Annotated in this window: 13 protein-coding genes; 3 read left to right on the top strand and 10 right to left on the bottom strand. The window is 27.6% G+C overall.

The features are described 5' to 3' along the window. Window positions 1–16: 16 nt before the first annotated feature. A complete protein-coding gene (gene hadA, locus IC758_RS02385) occupies window positions 17–1,216 on the bottom strand; it encodes an isocaprenoyl-CoA:2-hydroxyisocaproate CoA-transferase HadA (protein ID WP_227435459.1) in 1,200 nt (399 codons plus the stop codon). Window positions 1,217–1,904: 688 nt separating this feature from the next. On the opposite strand from hadA, the gene IC758_RS02380 reads away from it, so the two are divergent. The 3 genes from IC758_RS02380 to IC758_RS02370 all read left to right on the top strand — a co-directional run bounded on the left by IC758_RS02380 (window position 1,905) and on the right by IC758_RS02370 (window position 4,425). Beyond that, window positions 1,905–2,903 (top strand): D-2-hydroxyacid dehydrogenase, encoded by a 999-nt coding sequence (locus IC758_RS02380; RefSeq protein WP_227435461.1) that lies wholly within the window; start codon window positions 1,905–1,907, stop codon window positions 2,901–2,903. 371 nt (window positions 2,904–3,274) lie between these two features. Further along, window positions 3,275–3,802, top strand: coding sequence for a TIGR04002 family protein (locus IC758_RS02375; protein ID WP_227435465.1), 528 nt, complete (start codon window positions 3,275–3,277; stop codon window positions 3,800–3,802). 26 nt (window positions 3,803–3,828) lie between these two features. Continuing rightward, entirely contained in the window at window positions 3,829–4,425 is a 597-nt protein-coding gene (locus IC758_RS02370) for a TIGR04100 family radical SAM protein (protein WP_227860706.1), read from the top strand. Window positions 4,426–4,909: 484 nt separating this feature from the next. Here IC758_RS02370 and IC758_RS02365 read toward each other — a convergent pair whose 3' ends face one another. From IC758_RS02365 to IC758_RS02325, 9 genes are all read right to left on the bottom strand, one after another. Then, window positions 4,910–5,773: an EamA family transporter gene (locus tag IC758_RS02365; RefSeq protein ID WP_227435468.1), complete on the bottom strand. Its 864-nt coding sequence runs from the start codon at window positions 5,771–5,773 to the stop codon at window positions 4,910–4,912. Window positions 5,774–5,844: 71 nt separating this feature from the next. Next, entirely contained in the window at window positions 5,845–6,783 is a 939-nt protein-coding gene (locus IC758_RS02360; protein WP_227860705.1) for a D-aminoacyl-tRNA deacylase, read from the bottom strand. Between the two features lie 85 nt (window positions 6,784–6,868). Beyond that, window positions 6,869–7,420, bottom strand: coding sequence for a helix-turn-helix domain-containing protein (locus IC758_RS02355; RefSeq protein ID WP_227435472.1), 552 nt, complete (start codon window positions 7,418–7,420; stop codon window positions 6,869–6,871). 234 nt (window positions 7,421–7,654) lie between these two features. After that, the gene (locus IC758_RS02350) at window positions 7,655–8,146 is read right to left on the bottom strand and encodes a hypothetical protein (RefSeq protein ID WP_054272357.1); all 492 of its coding nucleotides are present in this window, start codon (window positions 8,144–8,146) and stop codon (window positions 7,655–7,657) included. A gap of 28 nt (window positions 8,147–8,174) precedes the next feature. Continuing rightward, window positions 8,175–8,735, bottom strand: coding sequence for a 5' nucleotidase, NT5C type (locus IC758_RS02345; protein WP_227435474.1), 561 nt, complete (start codon window positions 8,733–8,735; stop codon window positions 8,175–8,177). Window positions 8,736–8,886: 151 nt separating this feature from the next. After that, entirely contained in the window at window positions 8,887–10,044 is a 1,158-nt protein-coding gene (locus IC758_RS02340) for a class I SAM-dependent methyltransferase (protein WP_227435477.1), read from the bottom strand. A gap of 33 nt (window positions 10,045–10,077) precedes the next feature. Continuing rightward, on the bottom strand, window positions 10,078–11,013 hold the full coding sequence (locus IC758_RS02335; RefSeq protein ID WP_227855860.1) for an MSCRAMM family adhesin SdrC: 936 nt from the start codon (window positions 11,011–11,013) through the stop codon (window positions 10,078–10,080). 86 nt (window positions 11,014–11,099) lie between these two features. After that, a complete protein-coding gene (locus IC758_RS02330; protein WP_227435481.1) occupies window positions 11,100–11,792 on the bottom strand; it encodes a metallophosphoesterase in 693 nt (230 codons plus the stop codon). A gap of 109 nt (window positions 11,793–11,901) precedes the next feature. Further along, window positions 11,902–12,714, bottom strand: a complete 813-nt coding sequence (locus IC758_RS02325; RefSeq protein WP_227435483.1) for a GTP pyrophosphokinase family protein — start codon at window positions 12,712–12,714, stop codon at window positions 11,902–11,904. Window positions 12,715–12,722 lie beyond the last annotated feature (8 nt).

Genomic DNA, 12,722 nt, shown 5'->3' with positions numbered 1-12,722 from the left:
AATCTAGAAATACTAATTAGTATCTTACAACTTTATCTTCTTTTAAGTTATTTATTTTTGATTCGTCATATCCTAAAGTTTTTAATACTTCTATAGTATGTTCCCCTACTTTTGGTGCTGGTGTATAATCTTTTATTCCTTCATTTCTAAACATAACTGGAGTATTAACTAAAACACCTGTATTTCCACTATCATATGTCTTCTTAAATAAGAAGTCATTTGCCCAAGCTTGTTCATCATCTAGTAAATCTTCACAGCTTTGGATTTTTTCAAATGGTAAGTCTGCTTCTTCTAATAAAACTGACCACTCATCTAATGTTTTTTCTAACATAGCTTCTCCAACTATCTTAACTAAATCTTCAATGTGATTAACCATTGAATCTATGTTGTTGTATCTATCATCTTCTAATATATATTCTCTATTTATAACCTTACAGAATTTGCCTAACCACTTATTGTATTGTATTAAAGCTAATTGAATCCATCTTCCATCTTTACATTTATATGTAGTCATTAATGGGCTGTTTGGATTTTCTCTTGATAAAGGCATTTCATTTCCATATTGTGCTGTTGTTATCATTGTTCCCATTCCATATATAGCTGTATGGAAAAGACTTACTGTTACTCTTTCACCTACACCAGTTTTTCCTTTTTTATGTAATGCTGCTAAACTTCCTGCTGCTAATGCTAAACCTGCATAGTGGTCACCAAATCCTGCTGCTGTATTTGCTGGAGATGTTCCTTTTTCCATTACAGATTGGCTAACTCCTCCTCTTGCAAAGTATGCAGTATAGTCAAATCCTGGTTTATCTTTTAAAGGTCCTTTTTCACCATATCCTAATATTTGAGCAAATATTAGTCCTGGATACTTATCTTTTATTTGGTCATAAGCTATACCCATTTTTTCTAATGCTTGAACTCTAACATTAGTTACAAATATGTCTGCTTCTGATATTAATTTATGTAATATTTCTATTCCTTCTTTTGATTTTATATTAATACTTACACCCTTCTTATTTCCATTTTCTAATTCAAACATAGGGTTTTCATCATCTGATGCTGGAGATTTAAATGTTCCACCCATAACTCTTATTCCATCACCTTCTATAGGCTCAACTTTAATAACATCTGCACCCCAGTCACCTAACATTTTTGCACAACATGGTGCTGCGATGAAACTTGAAAGTTCTACTACCTTAACTCCTTCTAAAAGCATAACGTTTTCCTCCTTAATAGTATCAATTATAAAAATTCAATTAAATCACATATAAAGTACTTTTTTCTGATATTAACTATTTGATGTCAAAGTTCCTAATCTTATTGAGATAACTTATAAAATTATTAAAAGTTATAAATGATTATTTTTTATATTTTTTATTGTCTTACACCTATATTGTTAAGCATTTATCGTGCCAACTTTATATTTAAGCAAAATATCGCTTGATTTGAATGTTTTTTAACAATATACAATTGCATTATTAATTTCATATCGTGGCATCATGCAACTCTCCATAGCATTTTGCCATTTTTTTTATGCCTTTAAAAGTTTTTTTTATATATTTTTTTATGAAAAAGCTTGACTTTTCAAAAAAAATTTTCATTGCTAAACTCAAAAACACATGCTATCATTGTAATTAATCAATTGATTAGTTAACTAATTTAAAACTTAGATAATTTTTTAATAATATTTAATCTAAAAAATAACAATTTCTTTGATAAATGTTTAGAGCAATTATTATCTTAAATAAAAAATAACTAAATATCAAAATAACACAGGGAAAACAATTTCAAAACTAAATTTTTAACCTTAAAAATTTTGTATAAAAATATAACCTTATATTGCTACATATTATTTCTAAATGAAAAATTACCATATAATTTAATAATTACAGGAGGGTATTGATATGAAAATACTAGTATTTGGAGCACGCGATTATGAAGAACCAGTAATAAAACAATGGTCTGAAGAACATAAGGATGTTCAAGTGGATATTTATCCTGAAAACATGACTGAAGAAAATGTAGTAAAAGCTAAAGGATATGATGGTATATCTATACAACAAACTAACTATATAGATAACCCTTATATTTATGAAACTTTAAAAGATGCTGGGGTTAAGGTTATAGCTTCAAGAACTGCAGGGATGGACATGATACATTTTGGTTTAGTTAATGAAAATGGACTTATTGTTACAAATGTTCCTTCTTATTCACCTAATGCAATAGCTGAATTAGCTGTTACTCAAGCTATGAACCTTTTAAGAAAGACTCCTTTAGTAAAGAAAAAAGTCTGTGAAGGTGACTATCGTTGGATAGCTGAACTTCTTGGAACAGAAGTTAGATCTATCACAGTTGGTGTTATAGGTACAGGAAAAATAGGTGCTACTTCTGCCAAATTATTCAAAGGCTTAGGAGCTAATGTAATTGCATTTGACCAATATCCAAATAAAGATTTAAATGATATATTAACTTATAAAGATTCTTTAGAAGACCTTCTTAAAGAAGCTGACCTTATAACATTACATACTCCTTTACTTGAAGGAACAAAACATATGATAAATAAAGATACTTTAGCTATAATGAAGGATGGCGCTTACATAGTAAATACTGGTCGTGGTGGTTTAATTAAGACAGGGGACTTAATAGAAGCACTAGAAGCTGGAAAAATAAGAGCTGCTGCCCTTGATACATTTGAAACTGAAGGATTATTCTTAAATAAAAAAATGAACCCAGGTGAATTAACTGACCCAGAAATCAACAAACTTCTTTCTATGGAGCAAGTTATATTTACTCATCACCTTGGATTCTTCACTAGTACAGCGATAGAAAATATAGTTTATTCTAGTTTAAGTAGTGCTGTAGATGTTATAAGCACAGGAACTGCTGCTAATAGAGTAAATTAGTATTTTATAAATATATTTTTTCATTAATTAGCTATTATCTAACAAAATAGCCTTTAATTTCCCAAATATAAGAGAGTCTATTCAATATACATTGAGTATGACTCTCTTATATTATTTTTCTTATTTTATATTATTTGTATACACCTACTATTTGTTATATTTTATATCAAATTTACAACAACCTTTCTAATTATCCTATTAAATTATCCTAATTACAATCTACTTTTCCATCAAAAGACTTTGAATGGGTACAATTCACTTTTTACCAGAAAAATACCAAACAAACTATGAAAATTGTATGATTAATATTAATATATTTATAAGAAAACATTACAAGAATACTAGTTTGGGATTTTTGAGGAGGGATTATATTGGAAAAAATGAATAAAGCTACTTCTAAAAAGACGACCTGTATCGTCACTTCAGCGCTATTTGCGTCTATAATATGTTTGACAATAGCTTATATATTACATATTCCAGTTGGTGGAAACAATGGATATGTTCATATAGGAGATGCCTTTATTTATCTAGCTGCAACTATTTTACCAACAAACTATGCTATAGCAGCCTCTGCAATAGGCGCTGGTCTAGCTGATTTATCTACAGGAGCTGCAATATGGGTAATACCAACTATAATTATAAAGCCAATACTCGTATTATTTTTCACTTCTAAAAGTGACAAGATAATAAATAAACGAAATATAATTGCTTCATTTGTAGCAGGCATAGTAGGTCTAGTTTTATATATGTTTGCTGAGGGAATAATTATTGGAAGCTTTACAAGTGCTTTTGTAATGAGTTTACTTGGTTTGTTACAGCCAATAGGAAGCTTTATTGTGTTTGTACTTCTAGGGATAGCACTTGATAAACTTGATTTTAAAAGACGTTATTTTAACTAAAAACTTAAATTTATGGAGGGAAAATTATGAATATCTTATATACAATTGAAAACAGTATCTATGTAAATATAACTAATACATGTCCATGTAGCTGTGTGTTTTGCATAAGAAATGAAAAAGATGAAGTAGCAAATAGTGGTAGCTTATGGTTAGAACACGAACCAAGTATTAATGAAGTAAAAGAAGCCTTTGGCAAATATAATTTAGATGAATATGATGAAATTGTATTTTGTGGATATGGTGAACCACTAATGAGAATAAATGAATTAATAGAAGTTGCTAAATTTGTAAAAGGGAAAAGTAATATCAAAACAAGAATAAATACAAATGGTCTAAGTGATTTAATACACAATAAAAAAACTGCTATTATGTTAAAAGATGTGATAGATGCAGTATCAATAAGTCTTAATGCTCCAAATAAAGAAGCTTATAATAGAGTTACTCAACCAAAGTTTGGAGAAAAATCATTTGACTACATGTTAGATTTTGCAAAAGATTGCAAAGAATATATAAAAGAAGTTGCCTTTTCAGTAGTAGATGAAATATCTCCAGAGGAAATAGAAGAATCTAAACAATTAGCAAAAGAACTTAATATACCACTTAGAGTTAGACATAAAAACTAACAATTATAAATTAGTATTTAAAACCTTAATACAAAGTTGACATATGAAAATAGTTAACTATAGGTGGGTCTTTAAAATAACGTAATAAAATATTATCTATTTAGTTAATGTTTTATTACTTTTAATACCTTTCTTGATAACAGAATCATTCTTTGCTATAACCCACATGTAAGTCAGAAGAAATATGACTATGTCTAACAAGGCCAGAAAACTTTTTAAGAAAATACATAAAAAATAGAAAAAATATAAAGTAGTGAATTAGAGAAAAAACTTGATAATACTTCCTTTGCCTATGATGGTATGGAAATTATAGTCTGAAGCATTGAATAATAAGCACAATGAAAAGTCAGAAAATATTAATATATAGTTTGTCTAAAGTCTGAGCTGGTGCAAATTCTCTGCACCAGCTATAACATGTTTTACCCCATCATGTTTCTGTTTATCTAGCCCTTTATAGACTTCCATCATCTCTCTGATTTATCAATTAAAGCAATAACAACCATCCACCAATTAATATAAGAATTGAACCTGGTATTTTCTCCTTGATATTTTCTTTAAATATAAAGTGAGCAAGTATTAAGGTTATTATCATAGAAACTTGAGAAAATGGTTCTGCTATACTGAGTTCTAAATTATTTAAAGCAATTAATAATGCTAGATAAGAATATCCATTAATAGCACCACTTAAAATTGAAAGTCCCTTCTTATTACTAAATATTTCATAGATTACTCTTTGTTTCTTTTTAAATGCTAAAAAGACAAATAGATTTAATCCAACAAAAAAGTAAAGTATCGTTGAATATAGTATAGGAGATACTTGAACATAAAATGCCTTATCTAATACCCTTCCTACTGATTGAAAAAATATGTACAAAAACATCAATCTACATGGTAGATTATTTAGAATGGCAGATGCATTTTTTAATAAAGAACTTACATTTTTTAATATAAATACTCCACCTATCATAATTATAATTCCTGCAACTTTTGCTAAACTAAAACTTTCGCCTAAAAATACAACTGATAAAAGCAATAGAAATAGTGAGTTTAAACTGTTTATTGGAGTTACAAGTGAAACTTCACCAGTTGCTAGAGATGTTACATATGCTACTGACCCAATCGAATAAACTAAGCTACTTATATAGCATGGTATTAAAAAGGACCAATCTCCAACCTTACTCATTATACTAAATGGTAGTAAACATACTCCACCTATAAAGAAAAATAAAAATGATGAAGCTATATTTTTATAAATATCGCCTTCTTCATCACCTAATAATCTTACAACTACTCTTTCAAAGGCTAACAGCACTACTCTAATTAATAGTGCAAAATAAGATATTATCATTTTTGACCTCACTTAAAAATTAATCTGAATTACTGAATATACTTACTAAATCTCATTATTATAAATCAAATCTACCATATAGGCAAATCTTTTGGGTTTTTCAATATCTTATGTTTAAACACAGGTACCTTAAGCTTTTCCCCTAACTTACGACATTGTTCTTTATAAGTCCCTTTTAATTTATCATGAAAAACTATACCATCAATTTCACCATCAATACTGTCTACACACTTTTCTAATTTTTCAAATCCATCTTCATTATCATACATTCCACTTACAATCCATTGATTTGGTAATACATGCCCAATTGATATATTGTATTCTCCATTTTTTATAATGTCTGAAAAAGAATTTTCAAAGTGAACTCCTCCTACACACAGTAAAGTTTTTATAGGCTCATCACTATCAAATACTCTAATTAGAGACTTCGATAATACTTGTATTGCTGTCTTATTATTAAAACTATTACTATTACTATTACTTCCTATCTCAATATCTAACATAGGTACAGAATATTCTGTAATTAATTTAGCTACTTCACCATATGTAGTTCCAGACCAGTGAGTTGCTTCTGTTAATGTAGTGAATTCATCAAGGGAGTTTTCATTTTTTATATCTTCAATTGCATTAATTAAGTTTCTAAAATATTTTGGATTTGAATTTCCAAACTCGCCTGTTGGTACATCTCCAATAGTATGAGCTGTTAGAATATTTTCTGGAGCATTCTCTCCTTCATGCCAATTCACAACTCCTGCAAAATCAAAATCTTTGAAATACTTATTTAAAATTGGCAGATAATATTTATAATCATGACTTATTACATTTTCCGTTTTTACAAACTGGAATAGGTTATTGTTTTTATCTATAAATTCTAATACAAAGTTATCATCAACAATAATATCAGTCTGCTTTAAATCCATTACTTCCTCACAACAGTTAATTACATTTTTAGCCACTGGGTCTTTATCTAAACTATTACAAAAGAAGAAAACTGCTTTTTTGTTATTCATCTATAAATCACACTCCTATTATTTAAATATTATATACTCTCATACTTAAAATCATCTAAATATTACTATATACTCCATTCAATTATTATACATAATATACTACCATACTTATTTTAGCTACACCTCTCCCTGAGTTTCTATATACATGTGATACATCAGCTTTAAATCTTATAGAATTACCACTAGATACAATATAATCCTCTCCATTTATTTTAATAGTTATTTCACCACTAAAAACTGTAATAAACTCTTGAGTTCCTGGAAGTTCCGCATTTGAATCCAACGTTCCTCCCTCTTCTATCTCAATCATAAATATTTCAAATCTTCTCTTGGAATCAAATGGAAATATCGGATAACTTACATATTTTCCATCATCTTCAATAAAATGGTCTACATCCTTTTTATCAACCAATTCTATCTCACTTTCTTGTCTTTCCATCAATGATGTAAATGATATTTTTAATCCATTCGTTATTTTCTTGATAGTAGATATAGTTGGATTCACTTCACATTTTTCAATTTGAGACAACATACTCTTACTTACTCCACTAAGTTGAGAAATTTTATCTAAGCTAAGATGTTTTTCTTTCCTTATTTTTTTTAAGTTTTCAGCAATTATTTCATTTAAATTCTGCATAAATTCACCTCGACTATACTTATATAATCATAAGTATATTTAATTATTTTATCTAAAGACAGTAACTTATTTTAAAACATTCTAGACAATATACTGTACATTATGTTTAATATATAATACTTTTTTAAGAATGTAAATACTATTCTAAAGTTTTCTTTAAAAATAAGCAAATAAAAAAGCTAGAAGTCTATGTTTTTACAAGACTACTAGCTTTTGCTATCATAAAATTGTATTTTAACTATAAAACTTAGATGCTCCTATCAGTTGTCTTTTGGAAACAATCTTAGCTAGATTAGCTAATGAAGATATTTTTATATCCTTAAAAGAAACTAAAAATACAAACTTAAAATCAGTGAATTCTTGATTTATATTATATATATCAAAATAGCATCTCAAATTATCAAATAGGTAATTTTCTTGCAAATCTGCTTCTATTTCATCAGTAGCATCTTTTAAATATGCTCTTACATCTTCAAATAAGACATTGAAATAAGACTCATCTATTTCCTCACCCAATTCTTCTAATATTTCTTCTATATCTAAATCATCCATATCAAAAGAATTTCCTGTCAATTGACAATCAAACACCAATATATTCTCCTGATTTATAGTATTTGATATATCTTGTACATATTCAAAGTCTGGACGTAATTCTAAAATGTCTTTTATCTCACTACTCTTTACATGAATTTTTCCTTTTCTGTTTTCTAGTTTTAAATCTATCATATGCTCCCCCTTTCAAATTATAAGTCTTTTAATTACTTTCTTCTATAATCTTTTTAATATCTATCCAGTTATTAACTCTAATTATGTTTTGATGTTCAATATCTTTATTATAGTTAGTATCTAAAAGTATTACTTTAACACCTGCATCAGCCAATTGGACTGAGTTTAAAGGGTTATCTTCTATAAATATATCACAACTCAGTTCTCTTGCCTTTTCAACTTTATAATCACTTCCTAATAAGTAAACATCTATATCTAAAATTCCTTGTCTAATTAACCAGTTTTTAGTTACATCAGTTAAACACTCATGTCTAGCTGTTACAAAAGATAAATTATGCCCCTTAGATAATTCCTCTATTACTTCAATAGCTCCTTCTACAATTTCTGCTTCATCATATGAATGTACATACTTATCATTAAATTCTGCATATACATCCCTTATTCCTGAACCATATAATTCTTCCCAATTGTGAGTTATACACTCTGACTCTGTAATGTTTTTATTGAATATATCATTTAGGTATGGAAGAAAATGATAAGGGCTAGTTATTGTTCCATCTATATCAATACATATATTTAATTTGTTCATTTTTACCTCCATGTAACATTTATTGATTTTATTAATCAAATATTATAGCACAGCTTTAATTATAAATCAAAATCATATATATGACTATACCTATATAATACCAAAAAGCTTGCATATTTAAGCAAGCTTTTTGTAAATTTTACATTTTCAACTAATATATAAGTTTTTCTAAAGTTGGTTCTACTCCAAATTGTGTTTTTAGTTCTCTATATTCATTTAATGCTTTTTCATTATTTGTTTTAGTTTTTATTGCTCTTATCATTAAATTTTTTGGTGTATCTAATGGGGATATGTATTCTACCACAGAAGTATCGTATCCATTTCCTTCTAGCAATAACGTTCTTAAACCATCAGTTATTAAGTCTGCAAATCTAGCTTTAAATACTCCATGTTTTAATATTGGTTCCATAGCTTCATATTTATATTGTCCTAATAACTCCTTATGACAGCATGGTACTACTACTATAGCTTCTGATTTTGCTCTAATTCCTAATCCTATAGCCATATCTGTTGCTGTATCACAAGCATGTAAGCTTATTACAAGGTCAACATCTCTATTAGGTGTATAATTAGTTAAATCCTCTTTTATAAATGACATATTTTTATAGCCTAAGTTTTTAGCCATCTTCTTTGACGCTTCTATAACTACATCTGAATAATCTATTCCTATAAAATAACAGTTTTTCTTTAATACTTCTTTTATATAGAAATTTAGTACAAAACTTAGATATGATTTACCACAAGCACAATCTAATATTGTTATACAGTCTTTGTCTTTTATTTCTTTTAAAATATTGTCTATAAGCTCCACAAAGTGGTCTATTTGATTATACTTTCTTATTTTATCATTTTTTATTTTACCATCTTTTGTAAGTACTCCAATTTCTTTTAAAAGTGCATTTGCTTGTCCTACTTTTACATAGTACTCTCTGTTTTTTATTTGAGATGCTGTAAATTCATCTATTTTCGGTACTTCTTCTTTATTATCTAGATACTTTACATTTACTTTTTTATTGTCTCCTTCTATTACGACAATAGTACCTCTTTCAATATATCTAAATACTAGCCCATCATAATTTTCCGCTTCTTTAGATATATTTTTTAACAATTCACTAAATGTATGTAACTCTGACTTGCCTTTAAAATTAAATTTGTACTTACCTTCTTCTTCTATTGCAATTCCTTTAAATTCTTTTCTTCCTGATTTAAAAACTACTTCTAATTCAATAAAAAAATCTTCATTTTCAAGGTTTCTCTGAGTAATCCCCATAAAAAACATATTTAGTTTTCCTATACTCTGCTTATTCATACTAATCTCCCTTTTAACTTATCTCTTTAACTCTTAATCAATAGTATTTGACCCATCTATTTCTTCATTTAAATCATTCAATCTATTTTTAAAACTTTCTATCTGCTTATCTGATAAATCAAGATACTCAGTTATCTTGCCTATATATTTAGGACTTTTAGTATTTATTAATTTTAAGGCACTATCCATGGACTTTTGTCTAAGTTCATACGCCTTTTTTACATCATCTCTAGCACTACTTAATACCTTTGTATATTCATCCTTAGAAAGTTCTGGGATTTGCATATTCTCATATTCTTCTATAACTTCTTTACACTTATTTCTAGCATTTGTAACATCTTTTTTTATACTAGATAATTTAGTTATATTTTTTGCAATATCCTTAGTATAAGGTATACATTCTCTCATTGGTACTAAAGCTACTCTTTCTATATTATAAATTTCTTTCTTGAAAATTCCTATACTTTCTAGGTCTATTTTTTTTATATCTTCACTATCATTTTCTTTACTTGTATAAGTATCTTTGTTTTCTCCAGTATTTACTTGTTTTTCTGATTCACTATTTGTTGAAGTATTTCTTTCTAAATCATTATTCTTTGTTACATCTTTTTGATTTTCTTCTTTATTATTTTCTGTACTTTGTGTATTTTTCTCTTGCTTATTATCTACTTTTTTGTTGTTTGATTCTTTGCTATTTTTTTTATCTTGTTTTAAATCTTCTTCTTCTTTTTCATTAAAATTTGATACATATTTCTCATCATATGTCTCATCAGAAATATAATTATGATAATACATAGATTCTTTTATCTTATTAAGTCCACTCATATAGATGTTACTTATCATTATTGTTGTAGCTAATACTACATAAATACTACTGTAGATACAAGACCTCTTAAAATTCTTGTAATTTCTGAATATCACTATCAAAGGAATAAGATATAAAAATATAAAAACTAATATCCACCTCATAAATCGTGTCTCCTTTCTCAAAACCGAAATCCCTCAAATATTTATTTTTAATCATGTATCTTATAGTATTTACCAATTTATGTTTTTTAATCGTGAACTTTTATTAAATTAAATTCTGTATAATCACAAGATGCTAATATATATTCAACTCCATTTCTAATTCCTTTTAGACCCATTTTAAAAGACTCTTTACCATGCAAGTGACCATAAATCACCTTTTCAACATTATATTCTTCAAATAATTTTGTAAATAAAGACTCCTCTAATCTATCATTTGTAGGAGGATAATGAGTGATTACTATTATTTTGGAATAACCTTTTTTACGGGCAGACTCTAATGACAGCCTTAATCTATTTTCTTCTCTTCTATAAACTTTTTCATCCGTCTCATCAAATTTAACATCATTGGGACATATCCAACCTCTACCTCCACAAATTGCATACTCTCTATATTCATAGAAATTTGTTTGAATAAAACGCATATTTTCATATAGCTTATTCAAACTTGTAACTGTTGTCCACCAATAGTCATGATTTCCCTTTATAAGTATTTTTTTACCTGGAAGTTCATTTATTATATCTAAGTCTTTTTTAGCTTCTGATAAATTAATTCCCCAAGATGTATCTCCTAATACTAATACTACATCTTCTTCTGTAACAACCTCTTTCCAATTATCTATAATCTTTTTTTCATGACCATCCCAATTACTACCAAAGATATTCATTGGCTTATTTACTGATGTTGAAAAATGTAAATCACCTATTGCATATAAACTCATAACATCATTCCTTCCTTGATTAAACTAAATAGGCTGTCTCTTCTTAGAAATTATTTTCCATTAAGAGGCAGCCCCATTAATATTTAGTAAATTTTCTCTATAAGTAGCTTTATTGAACCACTCTATCATCTACCTTGTTATCCTTATATTGCTCTAATAACATATCTATTTCTTGTTTTAATTCTAAAATTTCGGTTATGTTTTTGTCTGTTTCAGTTCTATCCAACTTTCTTTGATACTGCATAGCTTTATGTGTATCACCTAAGTCATATAACTCTTGTATTCTATTTAGAGTGTCTCTAATTGCTATAGACTTCATTTGATACATAGCCTGAGCTTTCATTATATCCTCTCTTATTTCACTCATTTCTTGGTCTAAGAGAAACGCAGCATCAGATGCTCTTCTAAGTCTTTCTGCTAGAGTCTCAGGTATGTAATGGTCATATTTATATTTTAATGAATGTTCTATTGTAGCCCAGAAATTCATTGCAAGAGTTCTTATTTGTATTTCACATATAATTTCTTTTGAGCCCGCAATTGAGTTTATAGGATATTTTATTATAACATGATAGCTTCTATAACCACTATCTTTGTAGTTTGTAATATAATCTTTTTCTCCTATTATAGTCATATCATTTCTTACTTTTATCAAATCAACTATATAATATATATCTTCAACAAACTGGCACATTATTCTTATACCAGCAATATCATCAATTTCAGTTTCTATATCTTTCGCATTTAGCCTTTTTAACTTAGATATTATGGAAGATATTTTTTTTGTCCTTCCTGTGACAAATTCTATGGGAGAATACTCGCCTTTTGCTAAATATTCTTTTCTTATATTTTTAAATTTTATTTTCAATTCTTCTACTGCATGTTCATAAGGTGCTAGTATTTCATTCCATTTTTCGTATTCCATATTGCTCA

Origin of the sequence: Clostridioides sp. ES-W-0016-02 (assembly GCF_020641035.1) — a bacterium.
GTDB lineage: Bacteria > Bacillota > Clostridia > Peptostreptococcales > Peptostreptococcaceae > Clostridioides.
Note: the sequence above shows the minus strand (reverse complement) of the source record. Positions and strands in the feature narration are given on the sequence as shown.